Here is a 20,432-nt window from a genome sequence, read left to right as displayed (position 1 = left end):
AATATGAATAAAAGAATCCTACTTATTTGTGTAGCAATTTTTCTGGCAGGTACTGCCGCAAAAGCGCAGCAACCAATGAGGGTGGGATATGTGGATATGGATTATATTCTGGAAAATGTACCGGAATATCAACAGGCTTCTGCCCAGCTGGATGAAAAAGTAAAAAAGTGGAAATCTGAGATCGAAACCGAACTCAATAAGATCGAAACTTTAAAAAAGAACCTCGAAAACGAAAAGGCACTATTGACCGATGAGTTGATCGAGGAACGTAAAGAAGAAATTGCTTTCGAGGAAGAGAAATTGTTTAATTATCAGCAAAAAAGATTCGGACCAAAAGGAGACCTTATCATGCAGAAGCTGCAACTGGTAAAGCCTATCCAGGACCAGGTATTTACTGCAGTTCAGGAAATAGCGACCAACAGGAAATACGACCTTATTTTTGATAAATCGGCTGATGTTAGTACATTGTACGCCTCAGAAAAACTGGACGTTAGTGATATGGTATTAAGAAGTATCACCCGCGCTTCTAACCGGGAACAACTAAGTGGCCGGAAGGAAAAAGAGGAATTGCTGAGAGAAGAATCTAAAACAGTAGAAGAAAGTGCAGAAGTAACGAAAAGGGAAACAGCACGGGAAGAACGTAAGCGGGAACGGCAGGAATTGCTGGAAGAACGAAAACGTGTAAGAGATTCTGTAAGAACGGCACGACAATTGGAATACGAAGAACGTAAGAGAAAACTGCAGGAGGAACGACAGCAAAAAAGAGATTCTGTTGCCAAAGCACGAGAAGAAAATAATTAAGCATACATAAATAAATCAGGAACTATAAATCAACAATTAATACTTTAAAAATGAAACAATTCAAAACCCTTGTATTAGCGCTAGCTTTAACTTTCGGAGCAACTGCTTTTACTAATGCACAATCAAAGGTAGCCCATATAGCTTCCCAGGAATTGATTGAACAAATGCCCGAATACACTTCTGCAATGAATCAATTGGAGAAACTTCAGAAAACTTATGACACTGAGATAAAAGATATGGTTTCTGAAGCACAAAATACCATGAAGAGATACGAAGCCGAAGCTCAGACAAAAACTGACGAAGAGAATTCAAAAAGAGCCAACGAACTTCAGCAAACTCAAAGAACAATCGGAGAGTACCGTCAAAATGCAATGCAGGAACTTCAGAATAAGGAAATGGAATTGCTAAGACCGGTAATGGAAAAAGCACGTACTACCATTCAAAAAGTAGCTCGTGAAAAAGGATACGATTACGTACTTGATTCTACTACAGGAACAGGATTGATCATGGCTGATGGTTATGACCTAATGCCAGATGTGAAGAAATCTTTGGGAATTTAATCCCATTTCTGAAATAAAGTCTTAAAAACTGCGCATCCTTGATGCGCAGTTTTTATTTTTACATCTATGAGCAAAACGCAGCCTATAGGTATTTTCGATTCGGGGGTAGGAGGAACTTCCATCTGGAAAGAAATTCATGAATTACTTCCCCACGAACACACCATTTATCTTGCCGATAGCAGCAATGCTCCTTATGGAGAAAAACCAAGGGAAGAAATCGTCCGGTTAAGCTTTAAGAATACAGAAAAGCTTCTGGATATGGGCGCCAAGATCATTGTGGTAGCCTGTAACACTGCCACCACCAATGCAATCCAGAAATTACGTTCCAGCTTCAATATTCCTTTTATAGGCATTGAACCCGCCATAAAACCGGCCGCTACAAAATCTCAAACCAAAGCTATCGGCATCCTTGCCACCAGGGGGACCCTTTCGAGTGAACTTTTCGCCAAAACATCTGATCTTTATAGCAAAAATTCAAAGGTCATTGAGGTAATAGGCAACGGACTCGTACCCGCCATTGAGAGCGGCAAAAAAGATTCTGAAGAGATAGACAAGCTGCTGCAGAAACTTCTCGAGCCCATGATTGCCGAAGGCATAGATTATCTTGTGTTAGGCTGCAGCCACTACCCATACCTTATTCCAAATTTGAAGAGATTGTTACCGGATTCTGTAACTATTATTGATTCGGGACAGGCGGTAGCCAAACAAACGCGGGTTGTTTTGAACAGCCACAACCTGCTTAGTGACACCCCGCAAAAACCACCGGAATTCTTCACCAACGGAAATCCCGAGGTCCTCAAAAACCTTATTAACACAGCGACAATGTCCTACAATGTAACCTATCTGGATTTTTAAAACTTTTCGGCCTGATATTGAGGTAAAAAGATAGCCAGGAATCCTCACCTCTCTTCATATGTTTTTGTAATTTTGCAGAAATTTTTATCCATGGAAAATATCACTATAAATATACAGCCTACCACAAAACCAACAATAGTCAAATTTGAAGCGAACAAGTTTCTCACCAAACATGAGAATTTTGAATTCAGGAATATTGAAGAGGCAGGGCGTTCTCCGCTGGCACAACAGCTTTTTCACCTTCCGTTTGTAAAGACGGTATATATCGCCCAAAACTTTGTAGCTATTGAAAAATACAACATTGTACACTGGAAAGACATTCAGGAAGAAATAGCAGATCAACTTCGTGAATACCTTAACAGCGGAGCAGAAGTTATCACAGCTTCCAACGAAGAAGCCCAGAAAAAAGTACCGGCCACTGTGTATGCTGAAAGTACTCCCAATCCTTCGGTATTGAAATTTGTATCTAACAGAAAACTAGTGTTACAATCTATAGAGTTTAAAAATATTGACGAAGCCAAAAATGCTCCTATTGCAAAGGAGCTTTTCCATTTCCCTTTCGTAAAAGAGGTATTTATGGATGAGAATTACATTTCCATCAATAAGTATGATATTGCAGAATGGGATGATATTACGCTGGAACTTCGGGAATTCATCCGGAATTACCTGGAAGAAGGAAAAGAGATCATGACAGAGGGTGCTACCCCTGCAAAACAGGAATCAATAGAAGATGCTCCGGTAAAAAGAGTCCAGTTGGATGATACTTCCGAAGAGATCATTGCTATCCTGGATGAGTACGTGAAGCCTGCAGTAGCAAGTGATGGCGGAAACATCCTTTTTGAATCCTATAACCCAAATGACAAGGTGGTAAAGGTGATCCTGCAGGGAGCCTGCAGCGGATGCCCTTCCAGCACCATGACCCTTAAAAACGGAATTGAAAACATGCTGAAGGAAATGCTTCAGGGTAAAATTTCCCGGGTGGAAGCGATCAACGGCTAAGCAGTATTATCAATTAAATTTAAAGCTGAAAAGAACCTTATTTGTACAGGTTTTTTTCAGCTTTTTTGTTTTCTTCTGAAGCAATAAGGATTCTTTTTACAAGGTCATTTTCACCTGTGCATTAAATTCACGGAACAACTGAAGCAGACTCATAGTGGAAGAAATGAGATCTCTGGTTTCGAGCAGTAATCCGAAATATAGCTGTGCATTTTTAGGACTGGTTTCGGAAGTTTTTATCCTATCTATCTGTTTCTCGATTAGGGAAGTTACCTCATCCATTAGTTGCTGCTTTTCAGACAGGATCCTATCAATATTTTCAAAAGCCTGATTATCGAACAGCTCCTGGATATCATCAAATAGCACCTGCATCCTTTTATCAACCCTCTTAAGATCTTTCACCTGATTAAACTTCAGGTTTTTGTGGTTGTTGTTAACGTGATTGTAGCTGTTCCTGGTAATAAACCCAATGGATTGCACCATATCCTGAAGATAATCAAGGTTCAGTATATAAAATTTACTGGCATCCAGCGGATTGTCATCCATGGACTTGATGAAATAGAAGACGTTGGCCTTGAGTTGATCAATTTCAGATTCCAGCTTTTTAATGGCTTTTTTATTCTTTTTCAATTTTCCGCGGTCGTGGTAACCAAGGTTATCGACGGTTTTGGAATACATCTTGTTCACCCCGCCAATAATGCTGGATATATTTTCGGATGTTTCCTTTACAATTCCCTGGATTGTCACAATATCCTCGGGATCGAATGGCACTTTTTTCGCTTTTTCCTTTGCTCTTTTTCTGTGCACAAAAGCACTTCTGGTGATCATAAAAATTGCCAGTCCAATAAGGATGGTAATTGCGACAATTCCTCCAAAATAAATAATGCTTGCAAACAAAGCAGCGGCAGTGAAAGCCACCATTGCGGTAACAAACCAACCTCCTATCACGTTCACGACGCCGGCCACTCTGTAAACAGCACTTTCCCTATCCCAGGCCCTGTCTGCCAGGGAGGTTCCCATAGCTACCATAAATGTGACATAGGTAGTGGAAAGCGGAAGTTTATAATTTGTTCCAATGGAAATAAGAATACTGGCCACAACCAGGTTAACAGCTGCCCTCACCATATCGAATGCGGGAACCTCTTTTCTTCTTTTCCGCAGATAATCGGGTTTTTTGAATTTAGTTTCCACATAATTCTGCATTCCCGACGGAGTAACTGCGGCGACCATATTTCCGAAGTAAATGGAATATCTTACAATGCTCCTTGAAAGCATATTAGGTTTGAACCTTTCGGCACCATCTCCCTGCCTGGAAAGATTTACCCCGGTTTCCACTACCGACCTTGCCTTGCTGGAAAACCAGATCGTTACCACCATAATTGCCCCGGCTAACACCAGAAGCAGGGTAGGGGAAGGTACCTGACCTTCCAGACCCGACATTAAAAACTCCGATGGCAATGCACCCGAGGCCCGGAAAGCCTCCTGCCATAACCCGAAGGATTGCCAGGCTGCAATAGGTACCCCTATAAAATTCACCAGGTCATTACCCGCGAAGGCCAGAGCCAGGGCAAAAGTACCCACCACAATTATTGCCTTAAGGATGTTTACCTTAAAGACACTCATCAGAAGCTGTGAGAGTAGTGTAAAGAACAAGAAAGCCACCAGCACAATAAGTAGAGTATTTTCTGAAAGATATGCGAGGAATTCTTCTGAAATAAAGGCAACAGAGCTCAGTCCTTTCATAACTATAAAATAAAGAATAGCAGTAAGGGAAATACCTCCAAAAAAGGCTCCGATGTATTTGATCTTTTTATCATATTCAAAAGAAAAAACAAGCCTGGAGAGATATTGAACTATAGCCCCAACTATAAAAGCAATGACCACCGCCAGTAAGATCCCAATGATAATTTCGGTCGCTTTTTCTGTATTGATGTATTGCGAAAGCAGGCTTAAACCTTCCTCCTCTTTTGAAACTTTTATTACTGCGATACTCACGGCCGCGCCAAGAAGTTCAAAAACAATAGAAACCGTTGTGGAAGTCGGAAGACCAAGGGAATTAAAAAAGTCGAGCAGCAGCACATCTGTGATCATGACGGCCATAAAGATGATCATGATCTCTTCAAAATAGAACTCGCCGGGAATAAAGATCCCTTTTCGCGCCACTTCCATTAATCCGCTCGAAAACACAGCTCCCACCCCTACTCCAATACTGGCGACAATAAGGATATTGCGCATGGAAATCGCTTTGGAGCCTATTGCTGAATTCAGGAAATTAATAGCATCATTACTAACACCCACTACCAAATCTGTAACAGCGAGTGCAAATAATGCTACAAGCATTACTACATAAGCATCTTCCATTTCGGTTATTAGCTTTTCTTGTTGACAAAATACAGCTATTTTTTTTATTCAATAAGTGCGGACTGTTATAATAATATTAATAGGAGGTTTAACAAGACTTTTCAAAAGAGACAACAATGATTTTGTAACTTGATGATGAATTACTTAAATAAAGTACTAATCAAAAAAATAAATTATTATGGCAGTTTTAAAAGTTATTGAAGTAATGTCTAATTCGAGTGAAAGCTGGTAAGATGCCATCAAAAAATCGGTAAAAACCGCAGCAAAATCTGTTGATAATATCAAATCTGTTTATGTAAAGGAACAGACAGCCAATGTAGAAGGAGATGAGATCACAGATTTCAGAGTTATTGTAAAAATCACTTTCCAGGTAAAGGAATAAATACGTACGTCCTCTAATGGAAACTAGAGGGTATTTTACGGCATATTTTCAAGGCTGTTCTGATTTTTCTGCCCGCTTATCGGGTGGATTTCAGAACAGCCTTTATTCATATTTTATCTTAGCTATTTTCTATCATCATTTACTTTCTTAAACATTAAATGCAAATTTGATTTTAATAATCTCCAGACGACAAAGCCCTTTGGACCTTTTTTATTCCTGCTGCTTTACAATATTTTTGCCCGGTTTAAATGCGGCTGCAACAACAAAAACTAGATTATTTTAACACGTTTTTAACAGAGTAACACAGCTTGAAAATTCAACTTTGCACCAAATTTATTCAATGGATCAAATAGCAGACATACAGGATTGGACAGCAGAGTATATTGAAAGATTTATAGAATATCTTCCTACACTTGTAGGAGCTATTCTGTTTCTTATTGTTGGCTGGTGGGTCATCAAATTTATTTTGGGGTCTTTAAAAAGGCTTTTTACCAAAAGGCATTATGACCTGGCACTCCAAAATTTCATTCTCACCATCCTGGAGTGGGGCCTAAAAATCCTTCTCATCATCACTGTTATAGGGCAACTGGGAATTACAACCACTTCATTTGTCGCAATGATTGGTGCAGCCGGACTTGCTATTGGACTGGCTTTACAGGGCTCGCTGGCAAATTTTGCGGGCGGCGTCCTTATTATTCTTTTAAAACCGTTTCGAATCGGGGACTGGATAGAAGTGAACGGAATCTCGGGAAGTGTAAAAGAAATTTCTCTTTTCTATACCAAACTGGATACCTTCGGAAACCAACTTGCCATCATTCCCAACGGCGAACTTTCCAATGATAATATTGTAAACTATTCAGGTAATCCCACCAGGAGAGATGCCATTACCATAGGAGTGTCGTACGAAAGCGACATTAAAAAAGCCAAGCAAGTATTGCTGAACCTCCTGCATGAACAGGAAGGAATTCTGAAAGATCCTGCGCCGGCAGTGGTGGTTACAGAACTGGCAGATAGTTCTGTGAACTTTTCGGTACGTTTCTGGGCTCCCAATGAAGTTTTCTGGGATTGTCACTGGTACACTATAGAGGAAGCTAAAACCAGACTTGAAGCTGCAGGAATTTCTATTCCGTTCCCGCAAAGAGATGTTCATTTTTTCGATCACAGTAAAAAAGAATCAACTCCTTCTGTTGAGAATAATAAGGACTAGTTTGTACTTCACTTCATTAAAAACACAAAAGCCGCAGAAATGCGGCTTTTGTGTTTTTAGTATGAATTTATTGTTTTATCCGACCATAAAGTCTTTGAGATAAAAAGGCTCAAAGTAGGCTACATCTTCAAAATCTCTTATCCTGAATTTTTCATCTGCCAAAGAAACCATTTGTTTTGCTGAAGGTGATTTTCCTTCAATAAAAACTGCATTTTTATGCTTACAGATCTCTTTGAATTTCTCTATGCCATTTCCGATAAAACTTACCTTTCCCTGCTTTAGCTCTTCTTCAAAGGAAGAGACATCTAAAATCTGGGCACGTGTATCAAACACCGGTTGAAATGTTGCAGTAAATCCTGCAGTATAAACTTCCATACGTCTGGCGTCCAGCATTGGAATAATAAGTTCACCATCCTCTTCTTCCTTTACCTGCATGGCAAGGGATTTTAATGTAGATACTGAGATCAACGGAATCTCCAGCGAAAAGCACAATCCCTTGGCAGCAGAAACTCCAATCCGTAAACCTGTATAAGAACCCGGACCTTTACTGATCGCAATAGCATCCAGATCACCCGCTGAAAAATTGTTTTCTTTCAGGATCTCTTCAATAAAAACATGAAGCCTTTCTGCATGAGAATAGCTATTGCTGTTATCTTCTTTTAAAGCCACCAGTTTACCATCTTCTCCCAAAGCTACAGAACAATTTGTCGTAGCCGTTTCAATACAAAGAATTAATCCCAATTTGTTTATATTTTAATTATCACCAGATTCTGTCAATTCCTGGGTATCGGTGACTTCTATCTTATCACCAGCCTTTAAGGATTTGGTTACAGTGGTATAAGGTCCTGTAATAACCTTTTCTCCTTCTTCAAGACCAGATGTTATCTCTATATTCCGGTCATCCTGTATCCCTGTTTCCACGACTCTTAACTTCGCTTCATCTCCTTCCTGTACAAAGACTGTCTCAAATTTCTCCCCCGAAGAAACTTTCTCTCGATCAGCCCCCCCACCTCTCACAGTAGAAGTGTCACTTTTAATAACAATTGAACTTATAGGCACTCCAATTATATTATCCCTTCTGGTAGTGATGATATCTACTGTCGCAGTCATTCCCGGCCGAAAGGGTGAAAAATTCTCAGGCTTTCCTTCCAGTAAATGTCCATATGAATTTTCCAGAATCCTTACTTTCACTTTAAAATTAGTTACCTGGTCGGCAGTTAAAGCAGAATTGGCCGAATTGGAAATCTCTGTTACCAATCCTTTAAATTCCTGCCCAAGATATGCATCTACTTCAACAATGGTAGAGTCGCCAATGGAAACCTTCACGATATCATTTTCATTCACATCTACCTCCACTTCCATTTCTGAAAGATCGGCTACACGCATGATCTCTGTTCCTGCCATTTGTTGAGTTCCCACAACTCTTTCTCCCAGTTCGGCAGAAAGTGAGGAAATGGTTCCGGTCATAGGGGCATAAATATTTGTCCTCCCAAGGTTTTCACGTGCCTCATTAACACTTGCAGCAGCACTTTGTACGTTATAATACGCCGACTGCTGGTTTGCCTGTGCTACTTCAAAAGCAGATACGATCCTATCCCATTCTGCTTTGGAAATAATGCCTTTTTCAAAAAGCTGCTCGTTACGTTCAAAATTAGCCCTTGCTTCCCGCAAGCTCGCTTCAGCCTGAGATAATCCCGCCCTTACGTTTTGTAGTCCGGCTTGAGAACGTTGTAAGTTAGATTCGTAAATATCTGGATTTACCTTCACCAGCAAATCTCCTTTTTCCACCTGCTGTCCTTCCCTCACCGGCAGTTCAATGATCTCTCCAGAAACTTCCGAAGAAAGCATTACTTCCACTTCGGGCTGAATTTTTCCGGTAGCAGAAACTGTTTCCACCAAATTGATCCTGGTGATCTCTGTAACTTCTACTTCTTTAAAATTTCCGGATTTTCCAAACCACCCGGCTTTCTTACCAACCAACAGTAAAATAATTATAACTACAGCTATACCAATAATGATATACAACGTCTTTTTCTTCATTTTTTAAAATTTAAGATTGGCGATGGGAACACCAAAATACAGTTCTAATACTTTTAATTTAAATATATAATCATATTTAGCCCTTATGACTTCACTCTGGGCATTGCTTAAGTTAAAGGTAGCCTGGCTAAAATCAAAAGCATTGGTGAGCCCCACACTATACCTTTCTGTTGCATAATTATAGGCCTGCTCCTGTGCATTTTGCGCCACCAGGGCTGCTTCATAAGCCTTTAGAGCACCTTCGGCATCTACATACGCCTGGTAAACATCTGCTTCAAGATCAAGCCTCGTCTGTTCCAGTTCATATTCTGCTCTTTTTACATTGATCTCACTTCGCTTTACATTGTTTCTTACTGAAAAACCATTCAGAAAAGGAATGTTAAGCTGAATTCCATAGCTAACCCCGTCATTCATTTGCAACTGTTCAAAAAACGGAAGCGGATTTCCAATTTCCGTTACCGTATTTGGGGCTACCACTATTTCTTCGGTTCCCTGAACAAAACCTATCTGTCGGTAAGGCTCGTCGGGATCAAGCCCTGCTGCCCTTAACCTGCCAGCGCCAGATTCCCGTGTATTATAGTTGAAGAAAGCGCCTAAGGTAGGTAAATAAGCACCCCTGGCGATTTCCACATCTTTCTTTGCTATCTCCCGGTTTTGTTCTGCTACCCGTACTTCATATCTTTCCTCTTCTGCATTTTCAATAATTTGTTCAACAGAAGTACCCAGGATCTCTGCGCCAATTACATCGTAATCCCGGTCTACTATATCAAAATTCTCGTAATCTTTGATCAACAGCGTTTGAGCCAAAGCGATCAAAGAAATCCTTACGGTATTCTGGGCTACAATAATACGTTGTTCCTCGTTAGCTGCAGTTGCTCTTATCTCAAGAAGATCTCCGCTGGGAAGAGAACCTGCCTCCACCAGTTCTTCTGTTCGTTCCAGCTGCTCAAGAGTTACTTCATGCTGTGCCTGGATCAACTTTACATTCTCTTTGTTAAAAAGTACCTGCAGGTAAGAATTAGCCACAAAAAGACTAATATCATCCTTCATTAATTCAAGGGAATACTGTGCTGCCAGTTGTGACATTTTTGACCGCTGCAGCTCCTTAAAATTCCTCAACCCATCAAAAAGAGTCATACTTGCAGTTACTCCTGCAGAAAAGTTTCTTGTAGTCTGGGTTTGTAAAATTCCGGTTGTTACGTTTTGCGTTAAACCGGTATTCCATGAATTGGATGCTGAAGCATTGATACTGGGAATGAAATTTCCAATGGCATCATATTTTTCAACTTCGGCCAATTCTGTTTCCAGTTGAGATTGTTTAATGGAAATATTATTTTCAAGTGCATATTCTATACATTCCTGAAGCGTCCATTCTTTATCTTGTGCATTTAACAAATATCCGAAGCTTAGGAAAAATGCGGACAATAAAATTTTTTTCATAATAATGGTTGTGAAAGATAAGTCTAAGAAAGATTTAAGATGTTACAGTTTTTATGAGGAAACTAATTAGCAGTCATGCCCATTGCAGGCTTGATCTGGTTCCAGACTTTTATTTTGTCTTCTTTGGTAATGCCATTTTTAACCTCCACATATATTCCGTCACTTATTCCTAATTCAAGGTCTTTACGCACAAAGTCCTGATCTCCGGTTTCTACCTCCACATAAGGTTGTTCTGTTTTTGGATCAAATTGCACCAAAGCTTCACTTATGGCCATCACCTCATCTGCCCTTGCCAGGATGATAGAGGCATTTGCACTTAAACCAGCCCGTATAAAAGTAGTATCTGCTTTATCTAAAGTTCCTTTTATCTCAAACTGGATTGCTCCGTTTTCGTCCACTCCTTTTGGAGCAATGTAATCCAGAACGGCATTAAAAGTCTTGTTTTCTATTGCACCAACTGTCACTTCCAGCGGAAGATCCTCTTTAATTTTCCCCACTTCACTTTCATCCACTTTTCCTTCAAATATCATTTCATTCACATCGGCCAAAGTAGCAATGGTGGTTCCGTCGTTAAAATTGTTACTTTCAATCACCTGGTTTCCGGCTTTTACAGGAACATCCAGCACCATTCCTTCTACAGTAGAACGAATTAATGTATTTGCCGCACTCCCAATTCCGCTGGTGGTTCCGGTTTGTACGATCTCGAAGTTCTGTTGTGCAGAACGATGATTCTGCTGTGCTCTCTTATATGCCACTTCTACATTGTCAAAATCATTGGCAGAAATCACCCCTTTTTCAAATAGGGATTTTTGTCGTTCATATAATTTTTGTTCGTTGTCAAGATTTATTTTTGCAGTCACTACCGCATCCTTTGCACTCTGCAGGGAAGAAACATTTGGGATCACCCTGATCTTTGCAATAAGATCTCCGGCTTTGATCCTGTCTCCTGCTTCAATATATATTTCATCAATAATTCCTGAAATATTCGGTTTAATAAGAACTTCTTCCTTAGGAACGATGTTTCCCGTAGCTACCGTTTTCTTAACGATAGTATGAACTGAAGCCTGCTGTGTCTCATAGACCGTAGGATCCTCCTGATTCTTCTGATAGAGATAATACAGTGCTCCCACGAAAGAAACAGCGATTAAGATTAAAACACCAATAGTTACAACTTTTTTCATTTTTTGATTGAATTAAATTTCGTATTCCTGATTTTTTGATTATTCGGTTCTAAGAGCATCCACGGGTTTAATCTTAATGGCATTTTGTGCAGGTATGAGACCGGCAATTAAACCTGAAAACACTAAAATTCCCAGCGCTGTCATTACCACCCCAAGATCAACACTTGGATTGGCAAACATCATTTCTGAAGTGTCTGCCCCGCTCAACGCCAGATTGATCAAATAAATTACTCCTGTAGCCATTACTATTCCCGCCATTCCCGAAACAATGGTAAGAAAGATGGCTTCCATTAAAATCTGGCCTCTAATGGACCATGGACTTGCTCCCAATGCCCGCCGTACTCCTATTTCGTTGGTACGCTCTTTTACGACTATCAGCATGATATTACTTATCCCGATAATGCCCGAAAGCAGCACCAGAACACCCACAAAATAAGCGACTGCTTTTAAGGCAATAAATAATCCGTTGACTTTATTGAATTCCTCAAACAGATCAAAATACCCGACTGCCCTGTCATCTTCTGGATGGATGGAATGCCTGGATTTAATGATCTCCAGAATTCCGCCTTTTAGATCGGAAATGGAATAACCGTCTTCTGCTGTGATCGCCATCCAGCCAACATTGTTTGCCTGGTTGAACGCCTGGGAAAAGGACGTGAAAGGAACATAGATCTCTTTCTGGGCCTCTTCTGCATTTCCGCCATTATTTCCTTTTTTCTTGTAGGTACCAATTACCATAAAATTTACTCCGTTGATTTTGATATAAGATCCAATAACTTCTTCATCTTTATCATACATGGTACTTCGCACACCATCACCAATCACTGCGACTTTCCGTTTTTCATTGATATCGGAATAGTTTACAAAACGCCCGGAGGTAATATCCATGGGTTCCTGCTGAATGATCTCCGGATAATCACCGTAAATGTTGAATGCCCCTGAATTCAAACCCCGAATCACATTATTATTTCCGCCGAAACCTCCCAGCTGATTTCTAGGGGAAACAAATCGAAGATTCGGAATATTCCGTTTTATTTCGGCTACGTCTTCAGTTTTAAAATTATAACGCCTCCCTTTGGGCAAGCCTTTATACGGTTTTGAAGGAGTCTGGCTCCACATAAACATCGTATTCGTGGCTATTCCACCAAAACCCTGCTTCACACCGTTTTCCAGACCTTTCCCTGCCGCAAGAAGAATTACCAGAATAAAGATCCCCCATAGCACTCCGAAAGCTGTAAGAAGCGTCCTGAACCAGTTTGAGCTTAATGCCTCAATTATTTCGCTCCATTTATCCCTGCTAAACATATTATTCGTCTCTAAGTGCTACAATGGGTTTAATACGGGCAGCCCGCCACGCAGGAAAGAAACCTGCCAGGGCTCCGGCGAAGATCAGTATAAAAACTGTCGTGATCGCGACATTGAAATCAATGGAGGGATTTGCGATATAATTTGTTTCGATCAACGGACCTACAAACTCCAGAAGTGCCAAGCTAAAAATGAGTCCGGCAAAACCTGCAATGGCCGTTACAAAGATTGATTCATGCAAAACCATTGTTACAATTGACAATGGCTGGGCCCCCAGCGCTTTCCTCACGCCTATTTCCCGGGTGCGTTCTTTAACAATGATGAGCATGATGTTACTCACCCCCACAATCCCGGCTATAATAGTACAGATTCCCACACCCCAGAAAAAATACTTGATCATATCCATAAGATCGAAAAAGCGTTTTGCATTTTCGAGGGAATTATTTACAGTTACCGCACTATCATCATCGGGTGCGATACTGTGCCGTTCTTTTAGATATTGCTCCAGTTCTGCCGAAAATTTTTCTGAAGCTGCCAGTGCCGCTTCAAAATTCTCTTCTTTCTGAAGAGTAAAAGCAAGGTTCCCTATGTTATTAGATCCATTGAAAACTCTTTGAGCAGTAGAAAGTGGTAAATACACCCTGGTTTCTTCCCGCTCTCCTCCCGGATCTGTAAAAACACCTATCACTTTGAAATTAATTCCCGAAAGCTGAATATATTCCCCAATTGGATCTTCACTTTTAAAAAGGTCATTCTTTACTTTGTTTCCAATGACCACTACCTTCTCGAAGTTATCATGATCCTTGTAGTTGATAAACCTTCCGGCAGCCATACTACTGTTTTCCAGGAATTGATAATCGGGTAAAACCCCTTCGACCCGGTATGACCCAGATTCTTTTTCGTAGTTTACTATCCCATTCCATATCCTGTAAACCGAAGATTTGTATTCCAATTCATCCTTGTGCTTTTCAGCAGTAAAGGCATAATCCTCATTTTTCATCTGAATCCTGCGCCCGGGATTGAGACCTTTATATTCTTTGGAAGTAACCCCCGTCCATACATAGAGGATATTTGCTGCATCCCCCTCAAATTCAGCAGAAATTCCATTTTTCATACCCTCACCAATTCCCAGAAGCACCACCAGGATAAAAATACCCGACGCCACAGAGAGACCGGTCAAAAAAGTACGCAGCTTGTTTTTACCAATGGTATCAAATATTTCTTCCCAACGTTCAAGATCAAACATTTTCCAGCGCTCTTACTTGGTTAACTCTAGAATCATCTATAATCAAACCGTCTTTCAGGTTTACAATGCGTTTGGTCATCTGGGCGATATCATGCTCATGGGTCACTACAAGAATGGTTCGCCCTTCATCATTAATGCCCTGAATGAGATCCATCACTTCATAAGATGTCTTGGTATCAAGTGCTCCTGTAGGCTCATCTGCCAGCAAAACTTTTGGATCACTGGCGAGTGCCCTGGCTATGGCCACCCGTTGTTTCTGCCCTCCCGAAAGCTCATTGGGTAAATGTCCTGCCCAGTTGGCAAGTCCAACCTTCTCCAGGTAGGCCATGGCTTTCTCTATTCTCTCTTTTCTTTTAACCCCCTGATAATACAATGGCAGCGCCACATTATCCAAAGCAGTTTTGTATGAAATAAGATTAAATGACTGAAAAATAAAACCCAGAAATTTATTTCGGTAACGGGCTGCGATCTTTTCATTCAGGTTTTTGATAGGAACTCCATCCAGGGTATAAGATCCCTCATCGGCTTCATCGAGCATTCCGAGGATATTCAGCAATGTGGATTTCCCAGATCCCGAAGAGCCCATTATAGATACCAGTTCTCCTTCGGCCACACTGAAATTGATCCCTTTGAGAACGTGAAGGGAATTGCTTCCCATTTTATAGGATTTGTGAAGGTCTTTAATTTCAATCATAATTTGATGTAATGAAAGTTTCGCAGCTCAACCTGAGCACACTCATAAGACTCACAAATAAATCATTTGTTACAGTAAAAAGTTAAAAATTTCTGAAATAAAAAAATAATTCCGAAACCTTCAGCAGGATCCGGAATAATAAATTAAAAGAAAAAAGAACTGAGATGTTCTGTTTTTCAGGAAGAAGATTCATCACTCTTTTTGAAGGCCCGCCACACAAAGTAAGCTACGCCACCCATTAAGATATATGGAAATATCATAAGGTACATGATCCCGTCATTGATGCCTTTTGCAGCAGTCTGAGTGGATTCGGTTTCCAAAACTGCACGGCACATGGAACATTGAGCTTCCATCGTTATGGGAAACAAAAGCAAGATCAAAATTATATAGAACAATCTCTTTTTCATCATAAACTATTTAATTCTTCGACGCCAGCAATTAATAATATGGCGCCATAAAAACATACACTAGGACTCCGGTAACAGCGACATAAAGCCAGACGGGAAAAGTCCACCGAGCGATGGCTGCATGCTTCTTATTCTCTCCTGTTAATCCACGATACATCGTAAACAGGACAAGTGGAACTATGATTGCCGACAAAGCAATATGCGTGATAAGGATAAAGAAATAAACAGGCCGCATAAATCCTTCCCCTCCATAAGGAACAGGATCATTGCTTATTTTTGAGATCACATAACTTACCAGAAAGATCGAAGACAGCACAAAAGCTCCAATCATTACATTCCGGTGCCATTTGTACTCCCTAATCCTCATGAAATAATATCCTGTAATAAGTAAAACAGCAGTAGAAAAGTTAAGAACAGCATGAAAAAAAGGAAAACTTCCCAGTTGGGCATTAAAAAGATTATATCGCTGTGGTAAATACATAAGTACCAGCACAGCCACAGGCACTATGATGGAAAGTGCTATGATCGCCGGAACCATTACCCTGTCTGCTTTTCTAATTCTCATCTTATAAAAGTTTTTTTGCGTCTTCAATAAGGATATCAATTTGCGGCTCTTCTTCCCCCGGTTCTACCACGGCATCCTTCTCTACAGATCCTCTGTAATAAACAATAGGATTTCCAAATTTATCCACTCTTGATCTCACGTATCCTTCCTGGTCGATGAGTGCAAAATATCCCGAGTGTGCAAAGCCGCCGGCCGCATTAGGATCTTCACCTGCATAAATATTAAATCCTGAATTTGCCAAATCATAGATCTCATCTTTTCCCCCGGTAAGAAGATGCCAGTTAGGATGATCTATACCATTAACATCAGCATATTTTTCCAATACCTGCGGAGTGTCATGTTCGGGATCTATACTGAAGGAAGCGATTCCGAAATTATCATTGCTCCTGAATTCGTTTTGAACCTCCACCAGATTCTCATTCATTATGGGACAAATGGTAGGGCAGGTAGTAAAGAAAAATTCCGCTATATAGACTTTCCCTTCGTAATCTTTGTTCGAAATGGTATCGCCCTCCTGATTCACAAACCGGAAAGGTGGAATTTGTTTCTTTTTCCCATTTACTTCAATATACACCAGCTCCGATTTATCTGCAGCTCTCTCTTCGGCAGAATCTGATCTATTGGAAGAAACTACTTCCCCTTCGCTTACCCTGTCTATGATCTTCGGAATAAAAAGAATACCAAAAATTAGAATCACCAGTGAGATCCCTATGTATGAATAGTTTTTCATCTAACTTCCTTTATTGTATTTTTTTAAAGCGAGGCGATATTCTGCAAGAATGATCTTCACGTCATCCTCCATTTTATTATTCAGCTCGGCAACCGAACTGGAATTGTATCCGTATAAAATGCCCTTATCCTCATCATCACTTCTCCCCCTGAGCTTTCCATCTTTATCAATAATAAAAACATGAGAAATGGAAAGGTCTTCATCAAGCGACAAGTTTGTGTTTAGACTACTAAAAAGAGTTTCTATTTCTTCGGGTTCGGCAAATGCGAATTTCCATTTCCGTAGATCAGCTATTGTGCCGATCTCTTCCCTCACCGCCTCAACTTCTTCGCGAGCTTCTTCAGGCACCACGATCACAAGCTGAAAATCCCGGAATTCATAGTAGGTATTATAGATTTTTTCGGAAATGTTATATGCATTCCCAATATATTCCGAAGGATTTTTACCGTAGAAGCCAAGAATAGTAATATTATTCTGAAAGGAAATCTTCTCTCCTTCTAAGGTCTCAAAATCCTCCAGATCACTGATATTTTTGTTCAAAACAGGTAATTTTGCGAAGTGATTCACCCCCGAAGCAAAGAATAAATACGCCACAATAGGCAGTGCAAACAGGACGATTATAACAAAAAACTTCTTCATAACCTTAAAGGTTTCAACTAGAGCACAAAAATAAAAAAAGGCGGTTTTAAAACCGCCTTTTTCCATTCTTATTTTTTCATTTTTAAAAGTCCCACGCTACTTGGCCTCTGTTCATTACTTCGTATACATAATCTCCTTCTGTAAGCAAAATGAAAATGAGGTAAATTATAAGGAATACCGCGGTCCAGACCACTGATCTCCTCAAGCCTTTCTTTTCACTCTCCATGTGCATGAAAGCCCAGGTAATAAGGTATGCCTTATATATGGTAAGCAGGATGAAAATCCAGTTTATAAGCTTTAGGCTTATAAAATAGGTATGCATAAGGAAATCTGGTTTGATGATCCCAAGGATCACTTCCACCAAAGTAACTATAGAAAGTATAATAAAAACCGACCAGATCCTCTTGGTATGGGATTCGTATTGATGATCGTGTGTATGTGCTGAATTATTATTTGCCATTGCTCTTGTTTCTCTTTATTAAACCAGATAAAAGAAGGTAAATACAAATACCCAAACTAAATCTACAAAGTGCCAGTATAAACCGACTTTTTCAACCATTTCATAACTACCTCTTCTTTCGTAGGTACCTAAAAGAACATTAAAGAAGATAATAATATTGATCAAAACACCAGTTAAAACGTGAAATCCGTGGAAACCTGTTATGAAGAAAAAGAAATCTCCGAATAAAGGATTGCCGTATTCATTTTCATGAAGGTTGGCACCCTCTACAATTCCAACTGCATCATTATTCAGTTTGGTTATAGAAGACTGGCGGGTTAACACCACTTTTTCTCCGGTTTCAGTTAATTCCTGGGTTCTCACATAAAGATCGGGATTTGCAAGAAATCCTCTCTGTACATCTTCGATAGTAAATCTAGGCAAATCGGGTTCATCTGTAAACCACAATCCATTGCTTCTTTCCTGTTGCACTCTGTCTCGGGGAGCAGCAGTCACAAAAGCATCCAGAGCAACCCTTTCACCTTCTGAATCCACAAACTGAAGGATATTCCCTCCTTTGGTCTGCACTGCACCATAGGTACCATTAATGAAATTTTTCCATTCCCATGCCTGAGATCCAAGGAAAATAACTCCTCCAATAATGGTCAACAACATGTATAAAGTTACTTTGGACTTCTTCATTTGGTGGCCGGCATCTACTGCCAAAACCATAGTTACCGATGAAAAGATAAGAATGAAGGTCATCAATGCCACGTAGTACATAGGAGCATCTACTCCATGCAAAAACGGAAAGTGATTAAAAACTTCATCTGCAATAGGCCATGAGTCTGCAAACTTGAATCTTGCAAATCCATAAGCCGCTAAAAATCCTGAGAACGTAAGCGCATCAGAAAGGATGAAAAACCACATCATCAATTTTCCATAACTCACTCCTAAAGGCTGATTGCCTCCACCCCAGGTTTTACCTTCGGTACCTGTTCTCGCAACAGTAGCTTCCATAGAAAGATTTAAAATTTAGTATTAGGCAAAAATAGGTATTTTTATTATCTAAAGAAATATAAAAACAAAAACAAGTAAACCCATAGCGCATCCACAAAGTGCCAGTAGGTGCCACCCAGTTCTAATCCAAGTGTTTGCCCAGAGTGGTAACGTTGTTTAAAATGGTTATAAATTAACACAAAAAGCACAATAATACCTCCCGCCAAATGCGCTAAGTGAGCCAGAACCACCACATAAACAAAGGAGGTAGTAACCGTACTTTCACTTCCGGTAAAATAATATCCTGCAGAAATTATCTCCTGAAAACTTTTAAATTGAAGAAAAACAAACAAAGCAGCCAGCACCAAGGTGGACAGCAGAAAAATAGTTCCCTTCTTCAAATTATCGGCAGAAATTGCTTTTTTCGCCAGCCATAAGGTCACACTACTAAGAACAATTACAATGGTGCTCCAGAAAAAAGCATCCGGTAACTCAAAGTTACTAATCCAGTCAGGCCTGCTTTTACTTACCACGTAAGCACTGGTCAAACCGGCAAACATCATAGCCATACTTATGATACCAAACCACAGCATCATCTTTTTTGCCCGTCCAATCTTATATTGTTCGGTTCCGTGGGTTAAATCCATAAACGAATAAATTTATCTAGTACATATATTATTTGCAGCAGAGTGATGTAGGAAACACTGGCCAACATCAGTTGCTTTGCAGATTTGGAATCTCTCTTTTTGTATAATTTCAATGCATACTTTAGCATAAACAGTCCTAGGATTAATACAAGAACTGCAGATACCGGCGAAAGAAACAATTTCCCGGTCACTCCAAAAGCCGGAATAAGGGAAACCAAAATGGTCCAAACGGTATACAATACGATTTGCACCGCAGTACCTTTATCCTTTTTTCCGGTAGGCAGCATAAAGAAACCACCTTTTTTATAATCGTCATACAACCACCATCCCAGCGCCCAGAAATGAGGGAATTGCCAGAAGAACTGGATCATAAATAAAGTTCCCGGCTCAATACTAAAATCTCCGGTAGCAGCCACCCATCCCAACATAAACGGAATTGCCCCGGGAAAAGCCCCCACGAATACCGACAACGGAGTTTTGGTTTTTAAAGGTGTATAAACACTTACATATAAAAAGATACTTATGGCCCCAAACATGGAAGTCACGGGATTTATGAGGTAAAGTATCACCAGGCCAAGGATTGTTAAAAGACTGGCAATAAAAAATGCAGTAGTCACACTCATCCTTCCCGAAGGAATAGGCCTGTCACCGGTACGATCCATTAGTGCATCGAGATCTTTCTCCAGTATTTGATTATAGGCATTAGATGCCCCTACAAGACAATAACCACCAATCCCCAACATTAGAACCGTTACAAAATCTATAGTCTCTGCCCCGAGAAAATATCCGGCAACAGAAGAAAAAACCACACTTACAGCTAAGCGTACTTTGGTTAATTCCTTTAGATCTGAAAGTATTGAAAAAGAAGAAGTATGTACCTGTGTATTCTCCAAAAAGCACAAATTTTTTAATTGCGGCAAAGATACTCCTTAATCTCT

General features: G+C 40.1%; 22 protein-coding genes. 6 read left to right on the top strand and 16 right to left on the bottom strand.

Annotated elements, in window-relative coordinates; all coding sequences use genetic code 11:
* Nucleotides 1-3: 3 nt before the first annotated feature.
* From IE056_RS01130 to IE056_RS01115, 4 genes are all read left to right on the top strand, one after another.
* A complete protein-coding gene (locus IE056_RS01130) occupies nt 4-801 on the top strand; it encodes an OmpH/Skp family outer membrane protein (RefSeq protein ID WP_189602783.1) in 798 nt (265 codons plus the stop codon).
* 50 nt (nt 802-851) lie between these two features.
* A complete protein-coding gene (locus IE056_RS01125; RefSeq protein WP_189602782.1) occupies nt 852-1,361 on the top strand; it encodes an OmpH/Skp family outer membrane protein in 510 nt (169 codons plus the stop codon).
* Between the two features lie 66 nt (nt 1,362-1,427).
* Nucleotides 1,428-2,216 (top strand): glutamate racemase, encoded by a 789-nt coding sequence (gene murI, locus IE056_RS01120; protein WP_189602781.1) that lies wholly within the window; start codon nt 1,428-1,430, stop codon nt 2,214-2,216.
* Nucleotides 2,217-2,306: 90 nt separating this feature from the next.
* The gene (locus tag IE056_RS01115; RefSeq protein ID WP_189602780.1) at nt 2,307-3,215 is read left to right on the top strand and encodes a NifU family protein; all 909 of its coding nucleotides are present in this window, start codon (nt 2,307-2,309) and stop codon (nt 3,213-3,215) included.
* Between the two features lie 96 nt (nt 3,216-3,311).
* On the opposite strand, the gene IE056_RS01110 is transcribed toward IE056_RS01115, so the two are convergent.
* Entirely contained in the window at nt 3,312-5,573 is a 2,262-nt protein-coding gene (locus IE056_RS01110) for an inorganic phosphate transporter (protein WP_189602779.1), read from the bottom strand.
* 238 nt (nt 5,574-5,811) lie between these two features.
* Here IE056_RS01110 and IE056_RS01105 point away from each other — a divergent pair, with 238 nt between their 5' ends.
* A complete protein-coding gene (locus IE056_RS01105) occupies nt 5,812-5,955 on the top strand; it encodes a dodecin family protein (protein ID WP_308427595.1) in 144 nt (47 codons plus the stop codon).
* Nucleotides 5,956-6,295: 340 nt separating this feature from the next.
* On the top strand, nt 6,296-7,162 hold the full coding sequence (locus IE056_RS01100; protein WP_189602778.1) for a mechanosensitive ion channel family protein: 867 nt from the start codon (nt 6,296-6,298) through the stop codon (nt 7,160-7,162).
* A 75-nt stretch (nt 7,163-7,237) separates the two neighbouring features.
* Here the strand turns inward: IE056_RS01100 and tsaB are convergent, their stop codons facing one another.
* From tsaB to cyoE, 15 genes are all read right to left on the bottom strand, one after another.
* Entirely contained in the window at nt 7,238-7,903 is a 666-nt protein-coding gene (gene tsaB / locus IE056_RS01095) for a tRNA (adenosine(37)-N6)-threonylcarbamoyltransferase complex dimerization subunit type 1 TsaB (protein WP_189602777.1), read from the bottom strand.
* A gap of 12 nt (nt 7,904-7,915) precedes the next feature.
* Nucleotides 7,916-9,202, bottom strand: coding sequence for an efflux RND transporter periplasmic adaptor subunit (locus IE056_RS01090; RefSeq protein WP_189602776.1), 1,287 nt, complete (start codon nt 9,200-9,202; stop codon nt 7,916-7,918).
* A gap of 3 nt (nt 9,203-9,205) precedes the next feature.
* Nucleotides 9,206-10,642: a TolC family protein gene (locus tag IE056_RS01085; RefSeq protein WP_189602775.1), complete on the bottom strand. Its 1,437-nt coding sequence runs from the start codon at nt 10,640-10,642 to the stop codon at nt 9,206-9,208.
* A gap of 62 nt (nt 10,643-10,704) precedes the next feature.
* Nucleotides 10,705-11,823 carry an efflux RND transporter periplasmic adaptor subunit gene (locus tag IE056_RS01080; protein ID WP_189602774.1) on the bottom strand — a complete coding sequence of 373 codons (1,119 nt, stop codon included), beginning with the start codon at nt 11,821-11,823 and terminating at the stop codon, nt 10,705-10,707.
* Between the two features lie 39 nt (nt 11,824-11,862).
* Nucleotides 11,863-13,128, bottom strand: coding sequence for an ABC transporter permease (locus IE056_RS01075; RefSeq protein WP_189602773.1), 1,266 nt, complete (start codon nt 13,126-13,128; stop codon nt 11,863-11,865).
* A gap of 1 nt (nt 13,129) precedes the next feature.
* The gene (locus IE056_RS01070; protein ID WP_189602772.1) at nt 13,130-14,374 is read right to left on the bottom strand and encodes an ABC transporter permease; all 1,245 of its coding nucleotides are present in this window, start codon (nt 14,372-14,374) and stop codon (nt 13,130-13,132) included.
* Nucleotides 14,367-15,068, bottom strand: coding sequence for an ABC transporter ATP-binding protein (locus IE056_RS01065; RefSeq protein WP_189602771.1), 702 nt, complete (start codon nt 15,066-15,068; stop codon nt 14,367-14,369). The genes IE056_RS01070 and IE056_RS01065 overlap by 8 nt, the downstream gene beginning before the upstream one ends.
* A 176-nt stretch (nt 15,069-15,244) precedes the next feature.
* Nucleotides 15,245-15,475, bottom strand: coding sequence for a CAMCR motif-containing small membrane protein (locus IE056_RS01060; protein WP_189602770.1), 231 nt, complete (start codon nt 15,473-15,475; stop codon nt 15,245-15,247).
* Between the two features lie 31 nt (nt 15,476-15,506).
* On the bottom strand, nt 15,507-16,040 hold the full coding sequence (locus IE056_RS01055; RefSeq protein ID WP_189602769.1) for a DUF420 domain-containing protein: 534 nt from the start codon (nt 16,038-16,040) through the stop codon (nt 15,507-15,509).
* A gap of 1 nt (nt 16,041) precedes the next feature.
* Complete coding sequence (locus IE056_RS01050) at nt 16,042-16,770, bottom strand: SCO family protein (protein WP_189602768.1); 729 nt, start codon at nt 16,768-16,770, stop codon at nt 16,042-16,044.
* Nucleotides 16,771-17,409, bottom strand: a complete 639-nt coding sequence (locus tag IE056_RS01045; protein ID WP_189602767.1) for a hypothetical protein — start codon at nt 17,407-17,409, stop codon at nt 16,771-16,773.
* Nucleotides 17,410-17,491: 82 nt separating this feature from the next.
* A complete protein-coding gene (locus IE056_RS01040) occupies nt 17,492-17,869 on the bottom strand; it encodes a cytochrome C oxidase subunit IV family protein (protein ID WP_189602766.1) in 378 nt (125 codons plus the stop codon).
* 18 nt (nt 17,870-17,887) lie between these two features.
* Nucleotides 17,888-18,868: a cytochrome c oxidase subunit 3 gene (locus tag IE056_RS01035; protein ID WP_189602765.1), complete on the bottom strand. Its 981-nt coding sequence runs from the start codon at nt 18,866-18,868 to the stop codon at nt 17,888-17,890.
* A 44-nt stretch (nt 18,869-18,912) separates the two neighbouring features.
* Entirely contained in the window at nt 18,913-19,494 is a 582-nt protein-coding gene (locus tag IE056_RS01030; protein ID WP_189602764.1) for a cytochrome c oxidase subunit 3, read from the bottom strand.
* Complete coding sequence (gene cyoE, locus IE056_RS01025; protein WP_189602763.1) at nt 19,485-20,387, bottom strand: heme o synthase; 903 nt, start codon at nt 20,385-20,387, stop codon at nt 19,485-19,487. The genes IE056_RS01030 and cyoE overlap by 10 nt, the downstream gene beginning before the upstream one ends.
* Between the last annotated feature and the right edge of the window lie 45 nt (nt 20,388-20,432).

It is taken from the genome of Salinimicrobium marinum, from assembly GCF_014651535.1.
GTDB classification, from domain to species: Bacteria; Bacteroidota; Bacteroidia; order Flavobacteriales; family Flavobacteriaceae; genus Salinimicrobium; species Salinimicrobium marinum.
Note: the sequence above shows the minus strand (reverse complement) of the source record. Positions and strands in the feature narration are given on the sequence as shown.